The 17,436-nt window shown below is 68.3% G+C and carries 18 protein-coding genes; 3 read left to right on the top strand and 15 right to left on the bottom strand.

Annotation, left to right across the window (positions count from 1 at the left end):
* The 7 genes from FE811_RS21325 to pobA all read right to left on the bottom strand — a co-directional run.
* A partial coding sequence (locus FE811_RS21325) for a lyase family protein (RefSeq protein WP_181180915.1) occupies positions 1-1,108 on the bottom strand: 1,108 nt, incomplete at its 3' end.
* Complete coding sequence (locus FE811_RS21320) at positions 1,108-1,953, bottom strand: 3-keto-5-aminohexanoate cleavage protein (protein WP_140848689.1); 846 nt, start codon at positions 1,951-1,953, stop codon at positions 1,108-1,110. The genes FE811_RS21320 and FE811_RS21325, both read right to left, overlap by 1 nt.
* Positions 1,946-2,656, bottom strand: a complete 711-nt coding sequence (locus FE811_RS21315) for a protocatechuate 3,4-dioxygenase subunit alpha (RefSeq protein WP_114534880.1) — start codon at positions 2,654-2,656, stop codon at positions 1,946-1,948. The genes FE811_RS21320 and FE811_RS21315 overlap by 8 nt, the downstream gene beginning before the upstream one ends.
* Positions 2,656-3,378 carry a protocatechuate 3,4-dioxygenase subunit beta gene (gene pcaH, locus FE811_RS21310; RefSeq protein WP_036755628.1) on the bottom strand — a complete coding sequence of 241 codons (723 nt, stop codon included), beginning with the start codon at positions 3,376-3,378 and terminating at the stop codon, positions 2,656-2,658. Before pcaH ends, FE811_RS21315 begins: the two co-directional genes overlap by 1 nt.
* Positions 3,375-3,776 carry a 4-carboxymuconolactone decarboxylase gene (pcaC, locus tag FE811_RS21305; protein WP_036755624.1) on the bottom strand — a complete coding sequence of 134 codons (402 nt, stop codon included), beginning with the start codon at positions 3,774-3,776 and terminating at the stop codon, positions 3,375-3,377. The genes pcaH and pcaC overlap by 4 nt, the downstream gene beginning before the upstream one ends.
* A complete protein-coding gene (pcaD, locus tag FE811_RS21300) occupies positions 3,769-4,557 on the bottom strand; it encodes a 3-oxoadipate enol-lactonase (protein ID WP_140848687.1) in 789 nt (262 codons plus the stop codon). Before pcaD ends, pcaC begins: the two co-directional genes overlap by 8 nt.
* On the bottom strand, positions 4,557-5,726 hold the full coding sequence (pobA, locus tag FE811_RS21295) for a 4-hydroxybenzoate 3-monooxygenase (RefSeq protein ID WP_140848685.1): 1,170 nt from the start codon (positions 5,724-5,726) through the stop codon (positions 4,557-4,559). The genes pcaD and pobA overlap by 1 nt, the downstream gene beginning before the upstream one ends.
* Before the next feature lie 87 nt (positions 5,727-5,813).
* Here pobA and pcaQ point away from each other — a divergent pair, with 87 nt between their 5' ends.
* On the top strand, positions 5,814-6,785 hold the full coding sequence (gene pcaQ, locus FE811_RS21290) for a pca operon transcription factor PcaQ (RefSeq protein ID WP_255469804.1): 972 nt from the start codon (positions 5,814-5,816) through the stop codon (positions 6,783-6,785).
* On the opposite strand, the gene FE811_RS21285 is transcribed toward pcaQ, so the two are convergent.
* Positions 6,782-8,701, bottom strand: coding sequence for an FAD-binding monooxygenase (locus FE811_RS21285; protein ID WP_140848680.1), 1,920 nt, complete (start codon positions 8,699-8,701; stop codon positions 6,782-6,784). The two genes, pcaQ and FE811_RS21285, sit on opposite strands and share 4 nt — an antisense overlap.
* Positions 8,702-8,853: 152 nt before the next feature.
* Between FE811_RS21285 and FE811_RS21280 the strand changes: the two genes are divergently transcribed.
* Positions 8,854-9,327 carry a MarR family winged helix-turn-helix transcriptional regulator gene (locus tag FE811_RS21280; protein ID WP_072463951.1) on the top strand — a complete coding sequence of 158 codons (474 nt, stop codon included), beginning with the start codon at positions 8,854-8,856 and terminating at the stop codon, positions 9,325-9,327.
* Positions 9,328-9,474: 147 nt separating this feature from the next.
* Here FE811_RS21280 and FE811_RS21275 read toward each other — a convergent pair whose 3' ends face one another.
* From FE811_RS21275 to FE811_RS21245, 7 genes are read right to left on the bottom strand one after another with little or no spacing between them, the layout of a single operon-like run.
* Complete coding sequence (locus FE811_RS21275; RefSeq protein ID WP_140848678.1) at positions 9,475-10,377, bottom strand: hypothetical protein; 903 nt, start codon at positions 10,375-10,377, stop codon at positions 9,475-9,477.
* A gap of 29 nt (positions 10,378-10,406) precedes the next feature.
* Positions 10,407-11,159, bottom strand: a complete 753-nt coding sequence (locus FE811_RS21270; RefSeq protein ID WP_140848676.1) for an HpcH/HpaI aldolase/citrate lyase family protein — start codon at positions 11,157-11,159, stop codon at positions 10,407-10,409.
* Entirely contained in the window at positions 11,156-12,055 is a 900-nt protein-coding gene (locus tag FE811_RS21265; RefSeq protein ID WP_140848674.1) for a DUF6282 family protein, read from the bottom strand. Before FE811_RS21265 ends, FE811_RS21270 begins: the two co-directional genes overlap by 4 nt.
* On the bottom strand, positions 12,052-13,131 hold the full coding sequence (locus tag FE811_RS21260) for a dihydroorotate dehydrogenase (RefSeq protein ID WP_140848672.1): 1,080 nt from the start codon (positions 13,129-13,131) through the stop codon (positions 12,052-12,054). Before FE811_RS21260 ends, FE811_RS21265 begins: the two co-directional genes overlap by 4 nt.
* Positions 13,128-14,411 (bottom strand): TRAP transporter large permease, encoded by a 1,284-nt coding sequence (locus FE811_RS21255; protein WP_114534891.1) that lies wholly within the window; start codon positions 14,409-14,411, stop codon positions 13,128-13,130. Before FE811_RS21255 ends, FE811_RS21260 begins: the two co-directional genes overlap by 4 nt.
* Positions 14,408-14,914 (bottom strand): TRAP transporter small permease, encoded by a 507-nt coding sequence (locus tag FE811_RS21250; protein ID WP_140848670.1) that lies wholly within the window; start codon positions 14,912-14,914, stop codon positions 14,408-14,410. The genes FE811_RS21255 and FE811_RS21250 overlap by 4 nt, the downstream gene beginning before the upstream one ends.
* A gap of 58 nt (positions 14,915-14,972) precedes the next feature.
* Positions 14,973-15,968 (bottom strand): TRAP transporter substrate-binding protein, encoded by a 996-nt coding sequence (locus FE811_RS21245; protein WP_140848668.1) that lies wholly within the window; start codon positions 15,966-15,968, stop codon positions 14,973-14,975.
* A 109-nt stretch (positions 15,969-16,077) separates the two neighbouring features.
* Here FE811_RS21245 and FE811_RS21240 point away from each other — a divergent pair, with 109 nt between their 5' ends.
* The gene (locus tag FE811_RS21240) at positions 16,078-16,833 is read left to right on the top strand and encodes an IclR family transcriptional regulator (RefSeq protein ID WP_036755591.1); all 756 of its coding nucleotides are present in this window, start codon (positions 16,078-16,080) and stop codon (positions 16,831-16,833) included.
* The last annotated feature ends 603 nt before the right edge of the window (positions 16,834-17,436 follow it).

The raw sequence follows: 17,436 nt of genomic DNA, 5'->3' as shown, positions 1-17,436 counted from the left end.
CCAGCAGAAAGCCCGCGGCCTCGGCCGCCATCCGCCCGCGGTCGGCGGCGAAGGTGGCCGCGATGCCGTCGGGGCGCGGGGCCAGCGTCTCGGCCAGCGCGCAGCCGATGCGCAGCGCCGCGGCCGCGCGTTCCAGCATTCCCGGCAGCAGGTTCCATTCCAGCCCCAGCGCGATGCCGTCGCGTTCCTGCGCATGGACCAGCGCCTGGTGCATTCCCGCCAGATCGCCGGCATTCAGCCGCGCCAGCGTCACCAGCGCCTCGGCCGCGACGGGGTTCTGCTTTTGCGGCATGGTGGACGAACCGCCCCCGAAGCCCGCCGCCAGTTCGGCGATCTCGCTTTGGCCAAGCTGCACCAGGTCGAGGCCCATCTTGCCAAGCCCGCCCGTGACCAGCGACAGCCAGCCCGCCAGTTCCGCGATGCCGTCGCGGGCCGCGTGCCAGGGCCCATCCGGCACCCCGAGCCCCAGCGCCGCCGCCATCGATGCGCGCAGCGCCGGGCCGTGGCCGGCCAGCGCCGCCTCGGTCCCCGCCGCCCCGTGCAGCGAGACCAGCAGCAGCCGCTGCCGCAACTGATCCAGCCTTTGGCGGTTGCGCACCGCCATCCCGTGCCAGACCGCGATCTTGGCGCCCAGCGTGGTGGGCGCGGCGATCTGGTGGCGGGTGCGCGCGGGGATCGGCAGGTCGGCGTGATCCGCGGCCTTCTGCGCCAGCAGCGCCTCCAGACGGTCCAGGCGCGCGGCCAGCAATTCCAGCGCCGCCTCCAGCTGCAGCGCCAGCGCCGTGTCCACGACGTCCTGCGAGGTGGCGCCGTAATGGGCGAATGCCCCGGCATCGCCCGCCGCGGATTTCAGCGCCGCGACAACCGGCTGCGCAGCGATGCCGGCCAGGGCCACCGCCGCGGCCAGGCCCGCCGGGTCGGGGTCCAGAGCCTCTGCCGCCTTGGCGATCGCCTCGGCCGCCGCGGCCGGGATCGCCCCCAGATCGGCCTGGGCGCGGGCCAAAGCGACTTCGACCCGCAGCATGGCCCGGATGGCCGCGCGATCCGACAGGATCGCCGCCATCTCGCCGTCGCCGTAAAGCTGTCCGAACAAGGTGCCCACCGTCATCAGACCATCCGCAGCCCAAGGATCTGCCGCGCCTGCCGCCATGTCGCGACGGGGCGGCCGTATTTCCCGCACAGCTCGACCGCACGGCGGACCAGCGCCGCGTTCGAGGGCGCCAGCCGGGTCCGATCCAGCCGCAGGTTGTCCTCGAGCCCCGTGCGCGCGTGGCCTCCCGAGGAAATCGCCCATTCGTTCAGCACGATCTGGCTTGCGCCGATCCCGGCCGCACACCAGGGCGCGTCCTCGCCGAACAGCCGCTTCACGGTGCGGATGTAATAGTCGAAGACATCGCGATCCGCGGGCATGGCGTTTTTCACCCCCATCACGAACTGCACATAGGGGGTGCCGGCCAGCCGCCCGTCCTCGGCCATCTTCTTGGCCTGGAAGATATGGGACAGGTCGAACGCCTCGATTTCCGGCTTGATGTCGTATTCCAGCATCTCGGCGGCCAGCCAGTCCACCAGGTCCGGCGGGTTTTCATAGACCCGCGTCGGGAAGTTGTTGGACCCGACCGAGAGCGAGGCCATGTCGGGGCGCAAGGGCAGCATGGCCCCCCGCGCCTGCCCCGCACCCGACCGCCCGCCGGTCGAAAGCTGGACGATCATGCCGGGGCAATGTTTCTCCAGCCCCTCCTTCAGCGCGGCGAAGCGGTCGGGGTCGCTGGTCGGCCGCCCCTCGTCTTCGCGGACATGGCAATGGGCGATCGAGGCGCCGGCCTCGAACGCCTCATGCGTGGATTCGATCTGCTCGGCCAGGGTGATCGGCACCGCCGGGTTGTTTTCCTTGGTCGGCAGGCTGCCGGTGATGGCGACGCAGATGATGCAGGGTCTTCCGGCCGGGTCAGACATCGAAGAACACCGTTTCATCCTCGCCCTGCAGGCGAATGTCGAAGCGATAGACCGGGCGGCCGTCGCGCAGGGTGCGCTTCGCGATCAGCGTGGCGCGGCGACGCTCCCATTCGATCAGGTTCAGCACCGGATCGGTGGCGTTGGCCGGGCCCTCGTCGTCGAAATACATCCGGGTGTTCAGGCCGATGTTGATGCCGCGGGCGACGATCCACAGGTTCAGGTGCGGCGCCATCGGGATGCTGTCTTCCTGCGCGCGACCCTGCCAGTCGGGATGGCTGTCGCGCACCCGCTGGCTGACGCCCGAGACCATGCGGGCCCGCGCCCTGACCGGGCCGGGCTTGACGGTGTCGAAACCCCATTCGCCGGTCTCGAAATCGGTGATGACCCGGCCCCAGCCGCGAAAGCCCTCCTCGACCGCGCCGCCCGCCTCGGGATGGGCATAGATGCCGGCGGCATTGGCCTGCCAGACCTCGATCAGCACGTCCTTGACCGGGCTGCCGGTGCCGTCGATCACCACGCCCTCGACCCGGATGCGTTCGCCCGCGGCGTTCGGCCCGGCGATGTCCCAGCCCAGTTCGCGGTCGAAGATCCGAAAGCCGGCAGCCCCCGGCGCCAGCCCGATATGGACATAGGGGCCGGCGGTCTGCGACGCGGTTTCCGGCAGGTAGTGCGGGCGGTTGGCCCGTGCATCGACGACCTTCATCAATTCCCCTCCAGCCGGTTTTCGAACATGGTCGAGCGGCGGCCGCGCAGCACGATGTCGAAACGATAGGCGATACTGTCCAGCGGCACCGTGGCGTTCATGTCCAGTTTCGCGGTCAGCCGGTCGATGGCCTCCGGGTCGGGGACGGTCTGCACGATGGGGCAGATCGGGATCAGCGGATCGCCCTCGAAATAAAGCTGGGTGATCAGCCGCTGGCAAAAGGCGTGGCCGAAGACCGAGACGTGGATATGCGCCGGCCGCCAGTTGTTGACCCAGTTGCGCCAAGGATAGGCGCCGGGCTTGATGGTGCGAAAGAAATAATAGCCGTCCGCGTCGGTGATGGTGCGCCCGCAGCCGCCGAAATTCGGGTCGATGGGGGCCAGGTAGCTGTCCTTCTTGTGGCGATAGCGGCCGCCGGCATTGGCCTGCCACACCTCGACCAGCGTGTCGGGCACGGGCCGGGCGTTCTCGTCCAGCACGCGGCCGTGGACGATGATGCGTTCCCCGATCGGGTCGCCGTCCTTGGCGTAGTTCTTGATCAGGTCGTTGTCGATCGGGCTGATGTCGCCATGGCCGAAGGTCGGCCCGGTGATTTCCGACATCGAGCCTTGCAGGCTGATCAGGCTGAAGCGCGGGCTGCGCGCGACCGAGGTCTTGTAATCCGGCGTCAGCGCCGGCGGGTGGATGCGTCGGTCGCGCTGGTAATATTCTGCGGGGGTCATCGGCTCTCCTCCTCTTCCATCTCGGCGAAGGTCTGCTTGGCCAGTTTCAGCGCGTGGTTCGCCTTGGGCACGCCGCAATAGATGGCGACATGCTGGAACGCCTCGAGGACGTCGCGCTGGCTGGCTCCGGTGCGGGCGGTGGCGCGGATATGCATGGGGATCTCCTCCCAATTGCCGGTCGCCGCCAGCAGCGCCAGCGTCAGCATGGAACGCTCGCGCCGGCTGATGCCGTCTGAGGCCCAGACCGTGCCCCAGGCAGAGACGGTGATCAGATCCTGGAACGGCCGGTCCAGATCCGAGGTCTGCGCCTCGGCCCGGTCCACATGCATATCGCCCAGCACCTCGCGGCGGGTTCTCATGCCGGTCGCATGGCGGTCGGGGACGGGGCTGTCAGACATGGCCGATGTCCTTGAAAAAACGGTTGAGAATGGCCGCATGGGCGGCCGGCGCCTCCACGCAGGGAATATGTCCGGCATCCGCGATCAGGTCGAAGCGCGCGCCGGGGATCAGCGCGGCGGTGGCCCGCACCAGGTCCGGCGGGGTCGAGCCGTCCAGCCCCCCCGCGATCACCTGCACCGGCAGGTCCAGCGCGCGGGCCGCCTCGGCCAAGTCGGCCCCGGCAATGGCCTGGCAGCAGGCGACATAGCCCCCCTGCGGCTGGCGGGCAAGCATCCGGCGCCAGGGCGCGTCGCGTCCCGCCGCCCGGAATGCGGGCGAGAACCAGCGCTCCATCGTCGGCGCCGCGATGCAGGCCAGCCCGCCGTCGCGGATCGCCTGGATCCGGGCGTTCCACATCGCCGCATCGCCGATCCGGGCGGCCGAGTTCGACACCACCAGCCCCGCCAGCAGGCCCGGATGGCGGGCGGCCAGCGACAGGCCGATCAGCCCGCCGATGGACAGCCCGACAAAGACCGCCCGCCCCAGGTCCAGCGCCGCGATCAGCGCCGCGGCATCGTCGGCCAGCGTCTCGATGTCGTAGGGGCCGGGCGTTTCCTGGGACAGCCCGTGGCCGCGCTTGTCATAGCGCACCAGCCGCAGCCCCGGCGCCAGATGCGGGATCAGCCCGTCCCAGACCCGCAGGTCGGTGCCCAGCGAGTTCGCAAAGACCACCGCCGGCCCGGTTTCCGGTCCCGACACCGCGACATGCAGATCCGCGCCATTTGCCATGATCGTCCGCATCAGTAAGGCAACCCCACGTAGTTTTCGGCGAATGCGCGCTGTTGCGATTCGTTGTCGCGCAGGAAGGCGATATCGGCCTTCTGCATCTTCAGGTCGAAGGGGCTCTGGTGGGGATAGCGGTGCAGCAGGCCGCTGAACCACCAGCTGAAGCGTTCCGCCTTCCAGACGCGCAGCAGCGCCTTTTCGGAATAGCGGTCGATGCCCTCGCTGTCCTTGTCCCGGTAATATTGCACCAGCCCGTTATACAGGTATTGCACGTCGCTGGCCGCCGTGTTCAGCCCCTTGGCCCCGGTCGGAGGCACGATATGGGCGGCGTCGCCGCACAGGAACAACCGGCCCCAGCGCATCGGCTCGGTCACGAAAGACCGCAGCGGCGCGATGGATTTCTCGATCGACGGACCCGTGACCAGCCGGTCGGCCACCTCTTCGGGCAGGCGGCGGCGCAGCTCGTCCCAGAAAGCCCCGTCGGTCCAGTCGCTGGTGTGATCCGACAGCGCGCATTGGATGTAATAGCGCGACAGGTTGGCGTTGCGCATCGAACACAGCGCGAAGCCGCGGTCGGAATTGGCGTAGATCAGTTCGTCGTGGACCGGGGGCGTTTCCGACAGGATGCCCAGCCAGCCGAAGGGATAGGTCTTTTCATATTCGCGCCGCACGTCCAGCGGGATGGTCTGGCGGCTGATGCCGTGGAACCCGTCGCAGCCGGCGATGAAATCGCAGTCGATGCGGTGGCCTTGCCCGGCGCGGGCATAGGTCACATAGGGGCGGTCGGTGTCGGCATCGTGGATCACGACGTCCTCGACCTCGAAGACGGTCTGCGCGCCCGCAGCCTCGCGCGCGTCGTAAAGATCGCGCGTCACCTCGGTCTGGCCATAGACCACTACCGGGGTGCCGGTCAGCCGCTTGAAGTCGATGTGGAACATGCCGCCGTCCCAGGCGATCCGGGTGCCGTCATGGACATAGCCCTCGCGGTGCAGCCGGTCGGCCACGCCCGCTTCCTCCATCAGCCGGACAAGGCCGGTTTCCAGCACGCCGGCACGGATGCGGCCCAGCACATAGTCCCGCGTCTTGCGCTCCAGCACCACCGCCTCGATGCCCTGGCGGTGCAGAAGCTGGCCCAGAAGCAGCCCGGACGGCCCGCCGCCGATGATAACGACCTGAGTGCGCATGACAGTCCCCCTCTGCCGCCGAACTTGACCTGCCACGCATCGCAAGTAAAATGAGAAATCGGGTTTGATGATTATCAGAAACGGCAAGTGTTGGACCGCAGGATTCGGCTGAGACATGTGCAGGCCTTTGTCGAGATCGTCCGCCAGGGCAATCTCAAGCGGGCGGCCGAGGCGCTGTATCTGACCCAGCCGGCGATTTCGCGCACCATGGCCGAATTAGAGGAAATCGTTGGCGCAAGGATGATGACCCGCAGCCGCCGCGGCGTGGCGCTGACCGCGCAGGGCGAATTCTTCCACGGCTATGCGCTGAACGCGCTGTCAGCGCTGTCGCAGGGGCTCGCGGGCATTTCCGGCGAGGCGCAGGCGGCCGAGCTGTCCTTGCGGGTGGGGGCGCTGCCCTCGGTTTCGGCCCGGCTGATGCCCGAGGTGGTCGCCGAATTGCAGCAGGCCGCACCGCATCTGCGACTGTCCATCGCCGATGGCGGGCACGGGCATCTGATGGGGCTGCTGCGCTCGGACGATCTTGACGTGGTGATCGGGCGGCTGGGCGCGCCCGAAACCATGCAGGGGCTTAGCTTCACCCAGCTTTACCTGGAGGACGTGGCGGTGGTGGTCCGGCCGGGCCACCCGATCCTCACCGACCCCGACCTGCGCCGGATCGGCGATTTTCCGGTGATCTACCCGACCGAGACCGCCGCGATCCACCCGTTCGTGGAACGGTTGCTGATCGCGCATGGCGTCCTGCGCCCTGCCCGGCGGATCGAGACCGTCTCGGATGCCTTCGGCCGCGTCTTCACCCGGCAGGGCGATGCGGTATGGTTCATCTCGGCCGGGGTCGTGGCGCGCGAGATCGCCGAGGGCCGGCTGGTGCGGCTGCCGCTGGACACGACGCTGACGCAGGGTCCGGTCGGGCTGATGACCCGCGCCAGCCAGCCCGAAACCAATGCCCAGCTGCTGTTCCGGCAGGCGGTGATGCGAGTGATCGCCGAAGGCTTCGGGCCAGGACCGGGGCCAGGACCAGGGTCGGGACCGGCAGATGCCGGCCCGGCCCGCGGCTAGGACGCAGGCCAGGCCCGCCGCCGCAGCACGCCCGCGAAATATTCCCCCAGCGCCGCGTCGTCCTCCAGCGGCAGAACCTGGGCGACATATTGGTCGGGACGCACCACCACCATGCAGCCCCGCTCGCGGTCGATGCCGCGCCGGTCGAAGATGTCGCCCGCGGCCGGATCGGCGCAGAACGCCTTTTCATAGTCGCGCAGCCCGTGGCGACCCTTGCGCGGCCACAGCAGCCCCGGCAGGTCGTCCATCGACAGCGACTGGTGGGGCTGCTGCAATATCGCGCGGATGTCGAACACCGCATCGGGGTCCGCACCCGCGGCGGTGTGGCGGCGCAGGACCGAGCCGTCCCGGTCGAGCCGCCCGCAAAGCCGCGCCAGCCCCGAGCCGGGCGCCAGCCCCTGCGCATCGGCAAAGAGATAGATCCGCCAGCGCCCGTCCGCCTGGGCGACGTGGCCCAGATGCATGGGCCGTGCATCGGCCAGCCTTATCACCGGCGCCGAATGAAAGCGCATCCCGACCGGGAACCCGGCCGCCAGATGCTGATGCGTGTCCGGCCCGGTCAGCTCCGAGCGGCGATAGCGCGTCGCCGTCCCGGCGGTGAAGCGGCCATGCTGGATGAAATAGCGCTGGAACTCGGCCGGGTCGACGCCTTCGCCGTCGTCCTCGGCGGTCTTGGGACGGGCGCTGAACATCCGGGCGAATTCGCGGTCGAAGTCGATCAGCTCCTGCGCGACCCCCTGCCGCTCGGCCGAATAGCTGCGCAGCAGCCCGGCATCGGCCTGTCCGCGCAGCACCGCCGCCAGTTTCCAGCCCAGGTTGAAGCTGTCCTGCATCGAGACGTTCATGCCCTGCCCCGCCTTGGGGCTGTGGGTGTGGCAGGCATCGCCGGCGATGAACACCCGCGGCATGCGCGAGGCCGGGGCATCCGCGGGCAGGTCGTCGAAGCGGTCGGTCAGCCGCTGGCCGATTTCATAGACCGACCACCAGGCGACCTCCTTCACCTCCAGCACATAGGGGTGCAGGATCCTCTGCGCGGCGGCGATCAGGGTTTCCTGGGTGATGTTGCGCGACGCGACGCGCTCGTCCTCGGCCAGCTTGTCCAGCTCGATATAGAGCCGGACCAGATAGCCCCCTTCGCGCGGGATGATCAGGATATTGCCTTCCTGCGCGGAATGTATCGCGGATTTCAGCCGGATGTCGGGAAAATCGGTATAGGCCAGCACATCCATCACGCCCCAGGCCTGGTTCGCCGCCTCGCCGCGCAACTCCCGCCCGATCTGGCGGCGGACCTGGCTGCGCGCCCCGTCGCAGCCGACGACATAGCGGGCGCGGACGATCTGGTCGCGGGACGCGTCCTCGGCCCCGGCCGGGCGCAGCCGCGCCTCGACCGGCTGCGCGGGGTCGTCGGGGATGGTCAGGCCGGCCAGTTGCAGGCCGTAATCCGGCTGCAGCCGGGTCGGCGCATGACGCATCGCCTCGAGATAGAAGTCATGCACCCGCGCCTGGTTCAGGATGACATGGGGAAATTCCGAAAGCCCCTCTTCGGTGTCGCGGATGCGGCCGTGGCGCATGATCGGGCCATCGTCGTCCTGCGGCTTCCAGAATGTGACTTCGTTCACCCAATAGGCTTCCTTCATCACCCGGTCGGCAAAGCCGAAGGCGTTGAACATCTCCATCGTGCGGCAGGCGATACCATCGGCCTGGCCCAGGTCCAGCGGCCCCGGCCTCCGTTCCACGATGCGGGTGCGGATCGAGGGAAAGACGGCCAGCTGCGCCGCCAGCGTCAGCCCGGCCGGGCCGCTGCCGACGATCAGCACATCGACGTCCCCGTCGTTCCCGGCCGCCCCGTCCTGCGCAGAGGCGGCCGGATGATGGGTCGGGTCGCCGGGCCGGAAGCCGTCAAGGTGAAACTGCATTCTGTCCTCCCTCAGGGTTCGCCCCGACCATGCCGCGGGGTCCGATAATCAAGACGTATACTAATCATCAGCATACTGGTCAATATGATTAGCACACTTGTCATCCTGCCCCGACTTGCCTAGCCTGCGGCGGTCCCAACCATGCCGGTGCCATGACGACGCTTTACGATCTGCCGGGCCATCTGATCCGGCGCCTGAACCAGATCTCGACCGCGATCTTCGCCGCCCGGATGGACGAGGCGGGGGTGGACCTGACGCCGGTGCAATTCGCGGCGCTGGCGGCCTTGGCGGAACATCCGGGGGTGGACCAGGCCACGCTTGCCGGGCTGATCGCGCATGACCGCGTCACCATGGGCGGGGTGGTGGACCGGCTGGAGGGCAAGGGGCTGTTGTCGCGCAGCGTCAGCGCGCAGGACCGCCGCGCAAGGGTGCTGGAACTGACCGCGGCGGGGCAGCGCATGCTGGAGCAGCTTGCCCCGGCCATCGCCGAGGTGCAGCAGCGTACGCTGGCCGGGCTGACCCCGGCCGAGGCCGAGGCATTCCTCGCGCTGCTGCGCAAGGCGACCGAGGCCGGCAACGAATACAGCCGCGCGCCCCTGCGGACGGGCGCGCGCGGAGAGGATTAGCCTGGGATTGGCGGGCGGCGGAACTCTGGCAGCCGGCGTTTCGCGCGCCTGGAACCGTTCCTGCGAAAGGGCACCGGGCCGCCTTGGCGGCGCAGGCCGGCAAGCTCCGCGCCCGCCCATGGCCGACACGGCGCCCCGCCACCGGCTTCAGCGCCGCGGGATCACCGGATAGTCGGCATCGTTCAGCACCCAGCCCTCCTGCATCGAGAAATCCAGCCGCGGCGGGCAGAAGATGTCCACCAGCGCATTCTCGCCCGCGCCGCTGGCTTCGGTCGTGTGGACCACCGGCGGCGGGATCACCAGCGAAGAGGGCGAGCCGACGGCGATATGCCGGTCCTCGCGCCAGTCGCTGCGGTCCACCGTCCAGGGCCAGCGCAGGTGATGGACGAAGCTGCCGGCAAGCGCCAGCGAGCATTGCTCGAAATCGTCGTGGTGATGGGGCGAGAGCTTCCTGGGGTCGCGCGGTCCCTGCTGCACGTCCAGGAAGTTCACCATGAAGGTGGTGCAACGGAAGATGCGGCCGAAGCGCCCCTCCTGCGGCTTCACGTCCAGGTCATAGGCGCGGATCCTGAAGCCCCCGGCAGGCTCGGGCCAGGGCCGGAAGGCCGGGATATGGCTGCGCCCTTCCGCATAGGCATCGGCATTGGGGCACAGCGCGACCAGGTCCGCCGCGGCGGCGGTGAACAGCCGGACCACCCTGCCCCCGTCGGGCAGCGTCACCCGGCTGTCGCCCGGCGGCACGAAGACGATGGAATGGCCGGCAACCTCGCGGCTGTCGCCATCGGCCTCGATCAGCGCCGGCCGGTCGGGCAGCAGCACGACATATTCGTCGGGCTGGCCGGTGCGGGCAAAGCTTGCGCCCGGCTGCGCCTCGGCATAGGCCAGCACGAAATTGCAGCCGCGCTGATACCAGACCTTGCGGCCTTGGGCGTCCTCCTGCGGCGGGGTCTTGTCGAACTCGGCCAGCTGTTCCTCGGCGATCAGGCCCGTGCGGGCCGGCGCCGAGGCCGCGGCGAACAGGGCCGCGCGGGGATCCTTGTCTTCATACATCCCGAAAATCCTTTCCTGTCAGCGCGGGCTCAGCAAGCGCGGCCCGCCTCGATGATCCGGCGCGCGCCCTTCATCAGCAGCCCCTGGTCCGAGCCGCAGACGAAGACGCTGACGCCCCGTTCGCGCCAGGGGGCGATCTGGCTTTCCTCGCCGACGAACAGGCCGGCGGCGACACCGGCGCGCCGGGCGGCCGCGATCACGCGGATGATCGCCGCGTCAAGCGCGGCCGAGGGGAAGCCGCAGCCCAGCGATTGCGACAGGTCGGCAGGACCGACGAACAGCACGTCGACATCCGGCACGCCGGCGATGTCGTCCAGCCGCTCCAGCGCCTCCCTGTCCTCGATCTGCAGCATCACCACGGTTTCGGCATCGCTTTTTGCGGTATAGGCGGGGGCGGCAAGGGTGCCGTAATTCCCCGCCCGCGGCGAAGGCGACAGGCCGCGCGAACCCCGGCCGAACTTGACCGCCGCCACGACCCCTTCCGCCGCGCCGCGATCCGCGACATGGGGCACCATCACCCCCGCGCAGCCCAGATCCAGCAGCGGCGAGATCCGCGCCGGCGACTGGCCCAGGCAGCGCGCGACCAGAGGCAGCCCCACCGCGCGCGAGGCCAGCGCCAGCTGGTCCATCGCGCCCAGGTCCAGCGGCGCATGTTCCTGGTCGGGCACAGCGAAATCCAGCCCGGCAAGGCCGAGGATCTCGACGACATGGGGCGCGGGCGTCTTGACGAAGGTGCCGATGACGGTCTCGCCCGCGTTGATCCGAGCCTTCAGCCCGCTCATGCTGCCAGCCCGACCAGTTCGGCCCCGACGGTCGAGGTCATCTTGCGGATGTCGTCGTCGTCATGGCCCAGCCCGATCAGCATGGCGATCATCTGGCGCATGCCCTCGACCGGATCCGGGTTGCCGGTCTGGCCGAGGTCGGTGCCGAAGAAGGTATTGTCGACGCCCGCCGCCTCGATCACCGCGCGCAGGTGATCCTCGTCGAACAGCTGGAAGGTCGAGGGGATGAACATGCAGACGGAATGCTCCATCTTGACCCCCATCCCGACCAGATGCGCGACGTCCTGAAGGCTGCAGTCGTTCACATAGGTCGGGTGGTTCAGGAACAGCCGCTTCACGCCCCGCGCCTTGGCCTCTTCGTAGAAGGGCAGCAGTTCGCGGGCGTGATGGTGGCCGCCCGACACGACCGCGTCGGCCTCGGCGATCAGGTCGAGGATATGCTTGACCTCGTCGCGCACCACGCCCTTCTCATCGGTCAGCGTCAGCGGGACGGGGGCGACGGTCTTCTTGCTGTTCTGCGGGAACTTGAAGCCGGGCTTCTGGGCTTCGTGCTCCATGTGGTTCTGGGCATGGGCCGTCGCCATCCAGACCACGCGGGCGCCCTGCTTGAGCGCGTAATCCACGGCCGAGGGGTTCAGCCCGCCCAGCGGATTGTTCAGCACGATCGAGCCGATGGCCCTGGTCCTGAAGCCCATGTTCTGGTTGATCAGCGTCGCCAGCGGCATGGTGGGATAGTAGTGGTCCTTCAGCAGCACGGCGGCCATGCCGGCCCGGTCGGCCTCGCGCAGGGCGGCGATATGGTCCAGCTTGCGCGGATGCAGCGAGGGGCCGGAATGGACATGCAGGTCGACCGCGCCCTTCATCAGATCGTCAATGCGGTTTTGTTCGGCAGTCATCGGTTTCTCCTGACTTCTTCGCCCGGCACCAGCGGCGCGGGAACATGGTTGCGCCAGACCTGATCGAGGACCGGCATTTCGGCAAAGCTGCGGCGCGCATCGGCCGCGCGCCCGACCAGGTCGCGGGCGCTTGCGCCCTTGCCGGCGCAATAGGCTTCAAGGTCGGCGACGGCATCGCGCAGGACGTCCCAGCCGCGCAGCATGACGGCCGAGGACAGCCCCACCGCCGAGGCGCCCGCCAGCATCATCCGCGCCACATCAGGGCCCGAACAGGCGCCGTTGATGCCGATCAGCGCCTGGTCCGGGCCCAGCCTTGCGCGGGTCGTCGCCAGCCAGTGACAGGTCAGCGGCAGGTTCCAGTAGCCGCCGATCCCGCAACTGGTGCCCAGCATCGGCTGCATGGTCTCGAGATCGGGAACCAGCCCCAGCGCCCGCCCGGCGATCACCGCGCTTTCCGCCCCGGCGCCGGTGGCGGCGGCGACCAGGTCGGGAACCCGCTCGCTCTGGCCCGAGAGCTTGACCCAGACCGGGATCGACACGGCCGATGTCACCTGCCCGACCAGTTCCGCCACGCGCGCGGGCGAAAGCTCGGTGCTGACCGCGCCCTTGGCGGCCTGGCTGGCATAGGGGGTGCCGATGTTGAACTCGAAGACGCGCAGGCCGGCGTCCTCGACGGCGCGGGCGCGGCGGACGGCGTCCTCGACTCCCGCCATGACGACCGAGGCGACCAGGACGCAATCCGCCTTGCGGGCCGCCGCATCCATCCGCCGCGCCTGGTCCAGCCATTCCTCGAAGCCAAGCGGCGTCAGCCCCGAGCGCGTCAGCACCGTCGTGTCGCGCGGCGCCCCGGACCCCCAGCCCACACGGTTCCAGTTCGCGTCCAGCGCGGCATATTCGGCCTGCAACAGCTGGCGCTGCGCGGCGGCCGAGTCGTTGCTGGACTTCATCACCACCGCCCCTGCCCCGGCCGCGATGGCCGACAGGATGCCGTCATCCTCGATCAGATGCTCGCCCGACGCGGCGATGACGGGGTTCTTCAGCCGGGTCCGGCCGACCTGGACGGAAAGATCCGTCATCCCGCCACCCCCAGCACCCGCGGCAGGAACAGCGAGATTTCGGGAAAGACGGTGATCAGCGCCAGCACGATCAGCGCGATCCCGATCATCGGCAGGGCCCTGTAGGCGATCCGCTCCATCGGCCGGCCGGTCACGCCGGCGATGACGAACAGGCACAGGCCGACCGGCGGGGTGACGAAACCCACCAGCACGTTGAAGACCACCATGACCCCCAGATGCACCGGCTCCAGCCCCAGCATGTTGCCGATGGCCATCAGCGCGGGAACCGTCAGGATCAGCACCCCGATCGTGTCCAGGAACATGCCCAGGAATAGCAGGATCAGGTTCACCATCAGCAGGATCACGTATTTGTTGTCCGAGACCCCGGTCAGCAGGGCGACGGTCTTTTGCGGCAGCTGCTCGATGGCGAAGATGAAGCCGGCGACGTTGGCGACGGCGACCAGGAAATAGATCGCCGAGGTGATGATCGCCGTGGCGACGAAGGCTTCCTTGAGGAATCTCCAGCTCATCGCGCGATAGACGACGGTGGCGATGACCAGCGCATAGATCGCGGCGACCGCCGCCGCCTCGGTCGCGGTGAAGATGCCGCCCCGGATGCCGACGACGATGATGACCGGCAGCAGCATCACCGGGACGGACTGCCAGCAGCCCCGAAGGATCGAGGCCAGCGACTGCCTGGCCGCCTTGGGATAGCCGCGGCGATGGGCGACCCAGACCGCATAGGCCGACAGGAACACCGCCAGCATGAAGCCCGGCGCCAGCCCCGCGACCAGCAGCTGCGAGATCGAGGTGCCCGACAGCGCGCCATAGATGATCATCGCGATCGAGGGCGGCACCAGCGGCGCCATCAGCGACGAGACCGCGATCAGCGCGGCCGAATAATCCACGTCATAGCCCTGCCGCTTCATGTCCGGCACCATGACCGTGCCGATGGCCGCGGCATCCGCCGCCGCCGATCCGCTGACGCCACCGAACAGGAAGCAGCCCCAGACCGCCGTCAGCGACAAGCCGCCCCGGAACCGGCCGACGACCGAGTTCGCAAAGCCGATCAGGCGACGGGTCAGCCCGCCCACGTCCATGATCGCGCCCGCCAGCACGAAAAGCGGGATCGCCAGCAGCACGAACATGTCCATCCCCGCCAGCATCCGCTGCGGCAAGACGATCAGGAACTGCGTCTGGCCGGTGAAATAAAAGTAACCCAGCGCGCTGATGCCCAGGACGAAGGCGATCGGCATGCCCAGGGCAAGCGTCAGAACGAAAATCGAGCCAAGCCAGATCACAGCGCTTCCTCCGCACCCATCGGGTGGTCTTCGGGCTTCTCTTCCCGCGCGATGCCGAAGAATTCGTTCAGCGCGACATGCGCCGCCAGAAGCGCGGCACCGACGGTGATCGCGACATGGACCCAGAACATCGAGAAGCCGAGCGCGGTCGCGGTCTGCAACCGCGTCATCCAGGCGAATTTCGTGCCGAACCACAGAATCGCCGCCAGAAAGACCAGCATGATCGCGGCCGAGATCAGGTTGACGGCCCGGCGCGGGCCTTGGGGCAGGCGGTCCACCGCCAGCCGCATCCCCAGGAACTGGCCGCGGGAATAGCTGAGACCGGCACCGATCATCACGATCCAGATCATCAGATAGCGCATCGCCTCTTCCGACCAGAACAGCGAACTGTTGAAGACATAGCGCCAGATGACCTGCATGGTGCCGATCACAAGGATCGCAGCGATCCCGGCAAAGCAGAATGCTTCCACGGCCGCGACATAGGCGCGCCAGAGCTTGGACATGGGTTTCTCCGTTGAGAACGCAGGCGGAAGGCGCGGGACCGGCCCGCGCGCCTGGACGTTATTGGGCGGCCGGGGCCAGCTTTTTCGCCGCCGCCGCGAAATCGGCGATCAGCGGGTCGGCGGCCTCGTATTTCTCGACCACCGGGGCGAAGGTGGCCTGCAATTCGGCCCTGAACGCATCCGAGGGCGTCACGACGGGAATGTTCAGTTCGGCCAGATGGGCCTTGATCTGCTCGTCCAGCTCCTTGACCGCCATCACCTGCGGCTCGACGATCTCGTCGGCGGCCTGGCGCATGATCTCTTGCTGCTCGGGCGTCAGCGCGTTGAACTTCATCTGGTTGATCAGCAGGAAGCTGGGCCAGAAGTAATGGCCGGTCAGCGACACGCCCTTGGCGATCTCGTAATATTTCTCGCTCTCGATCGAGGTCAGGTTGATCTCGACCGCATCCAGCGTGCCGGTTTCCAGCGCCGAATAGACCTCGCCATAGGCCATCGGCGTCGGGTTCACGCCCACCGCCTGCCACGCGTCCAGAAACATCCGGTTGGGCGCGACGCGGGTCTTCTTGTGATGCATGTCGGCCAGGCTTTCGACCGGCGCGCCGACGGTCAGGAAATGGCGCTGCCCGCCGTCGTAGAGGCCCAGGGCGACCATCATGTGGTTTTCCAGCCTGTCCATGATCGCCCGCGCTTCCGGCGTCTTCGCCATGGTTGCGAAGCCTTCGTAATCGGGGATCAGGCCCGGCAGCTGGAAGGCGTCGATCGACGGCTCCAGGGTCGAATAGGCCGAGGTCGAGTTCACCGTCATGTCGACGGTGCCGAACTGCACGCCCTCCATCAATTCCTTCACGTCGCCAAGCTGGCGCGAGGGGAAGATGTCGATCTTGATGTCGCCATCCGACAGCCGCTCGACCGCTTCCTTGAAGCGGACGGCGGTGTCGTGGATCGGATGCTGCTCGAATACGGCATGGCCCAGGCGCAGCGTAACGGGATCGGCCCAGGCTGCGGTCGAAAGCAGGCTTCCCATCAGGGCGAGGACGGCGGTCTTTGTTTTCATGTTTCTCTCCTCCTATGTTCCCATACAGGGAACGCTGTTCTCATATTGACACGACAGGTCAAAGGCGTCAACACAGGGAAAGGGGAAGCAAAATCACGGGGAAAACACTTTGGAAAAGGCCGAGACCGTCCGGGCCGCCGACACCTGCCTGCGCATCCTCGAGCGTATCGCCTTTGCCGATTCGCCCATGGGCGTGACGCAGGTTTCCGCCGATGTCGGCATCGCCAAGGGGGCCGCCTTCAAGCATCTGCGCACCCTGATCGAACATGGGCTGATCGTCCAGGATCCGGTCACTTCGCATTATGCGCTGGGGCCGAAACTATGGCTGATGGCGCAACAGGCCCCCGCCGGCGCAAGCCTGGCCGAACTGGCCCTGCCCCTGATGCGCGCCACCCGCGACGAATTGGGCATGGCGGTGGTGCTCAGCATCCCCGCGCCGCGCTCGGCCTTCATCCTGGCCACGGTCAGCAGCAACCAGCCGATCGAGATCGGCGTCCGTCCCGGCAGCGAGCTGAGCCTGCATTCCTCGGCTCAGGGCAAGGTGTTCCTGGCCTTCGGTTCGCCCGAACTGCTGGGCACCCTGCCCGACGCGCTGCCGCAGATCACGCCGAAAAGCGTCACCTCCAAAGCGGTTCTGGCGGCGCAGCTCGACGCCATCCGCGCGGCGGGCTACGCGACCGCGCCCGAGGAATCGCTGCTGGGCATCAACGCCGTCGCCGCGCCGATCCTCGGCTCGCAGAACCAGCTTCTCGGCAGCATCGGCCTGATCGCGTCGATCCAGCACCTGGGGGCGGTCCCTACCCCGTCGCAACTCAAGGCATTGTTCGCTCTGACGCGAGAGATCGGGCTGCGCGTCAGCCAATAGCCGATCTTTCGCTGCCTCGGCGGCAAGGCACGGCCGCTCGCCGGAAGGCGATCTGCCGGATCGGCATCCCGGCTCTGCTGGTGAAGCCCTGCCATCCGGTTCCGGCAGGCCCTGCAGCACCGCCGCCAGACGTGCTGTCCGCCCCCGGCCTGGCGCGTTCGCGCCGATTGCTCGCGGTGATCGCCGGTCGGGTGGCGAATGACGGTATCGGTATCCACCGCGATCATGGTGCAGCGGGCCTCGGCCAGCCTGGCGGCCTCCCTGTCCTCAAGCGATTTCGGCCGGGCGGCGAAGGGCAGCATCCCCAAGACATGGTCCGACCGTGTCGGGGCGATGGCCAGGGCACGCTTCAGCAATACCCCCTGCGGGGGTTTCCTCGACGATCAGCCGCGTGCCGGCATCCCGGTCCCGGCGCTTACGGATCGCCGCGGGCAGCTGCCCCTTGGTCGAGACGGTCGCTATCCGGGGGATCGGTCCCTTGCCGCAAGAACCGATGGGACAAGCCGGGCGGCTCTGAGAATGGTCCTAAGCCCTGCCGATTGCGGCGGCGCGACCGGCTGTCCGCAGCCGGAGATGGCCGGCCCTTCCGGTCGCCCGGCTGCG

Origin of the sequence: Paracoccus sp. FO-3 (assembly GCF_006386455.1) — a bacterium.
GTDB lineage: Bacteria > Pseudomonadota > Alphaproteobacteria > Rhodobacterales > Rhodobacteraceae > Paracoccus > Paracoccus versutus.
Note: the sequence above shows the minus strand (reverse complement) of the source record. Positions and strands in the feature narration are given on the sequence as shown.

What these genes read in the sequence shown, in the direction of transcription:
- FE811_RS21320 (WP_140848689.1), bottom strand. Translation starts at nt 1,953, where the DNA reads ATGTCTGACCCGGCCGGAAGACCCTGCATCATCTGCGTCGCCATCACC.
- FE811_RS21315 (WP_114534880.1), bottom strand. Translation starts at nt 2,656, where the DNA reads ATGAAGGTCGTCGATGCACGGGCCAACCGCCCGCACTACCTGCCGGAA.
- pcaH (WP_036755628.1), bottom strand. Translation starts at nt 3,378, where the DNA reads ATGACCCCCGCAGAATATTACCAGCGCGACCGACGCATCCACCCGCCG.
- pcaC (WP_036755624.1), bottom strand. Translation starts at nt 3,776, where the DNA reads ATGTCTGACAGCCCCGTCCCCGACCGCCATGCGACCGGCATGAGAACC.
- pcaD (WP_140848687.1), bottom strand. Translation starts at nt 4,557, where the DNA reads ATGCGGACGATCATGGCAAATGGCGCGGATCTGCATGTCGCGGTGTCG.
- pobA (WP_140848685.1), bottom strand. Translation starts at nt 5,726, where the DNA reads ATGCGCACTCAGGTCGTTATCATCGGCGGCGGGCCGTCCGGGCTGCTT.
- FE811_RS21285 (WP_140848680.1), bottom strand. Translation starts at nt 8,701, where the DNA reads ATGCAGTTTCACCTTGACGGCTTCCGGCCCGGCGACCCGACCCATCAT.
- FE811_RS21280 (WP_072463951.1), top strand. Translation starts at nt 8,854, where the DNA reads ATGACGACGCTTTACGATCTGCCGGGCCATCTGATCCGGCGCCTGAAC.
- FE811_RS21275 (WP_140848678.1), bottom strand. Translation starts at nt 10,377, where the DNA reads ATGTATGAAGACAAGGATCCCCGCGCGGCCCTGTTCGCCGCGGCCTCG.
- FE811_RS21270 (WP_140848676.1), bottom strand. Translation starts at nt 11,159, where the DNA reads ATGAGCGGGCTGAAGGCTCGGATCAACGCGGGCGAGACCGTCATCGGC.
- FE811_RS21265 (WP_140848674.1), bottom strand. Translation starts at nt 12,055, where the DNA reads ATGACTGCCGAACAAAACCGCATTGACGATCTGATGAAGGGCGCGGTC.
- FE811_RS21260 (WP_140848672.1), bottom strand. Translation starts at nt 13,131, where the DNA reads ATGACGGATCTTTCCGTCCAGGTCGGCCGGACCCGGCTGAAGAACCCC.
- FE811_RS21250 (WP_140848670.1), bottom strand. Translation starts at nt 14,914, where the DNA reads ATGTCCAAGCTCTGGCGCGCCTATGTCGCGGCCGTGGAAGCATTCTGC.
- FE811_RS21245 (WP_140848668.1), bottom strand. Translation starts at nt 15,968, where the DNA reads ATGAAAACAAAGACCGCCGTCCTCGCCCTGATGGGAAGCCTGCTTTCG.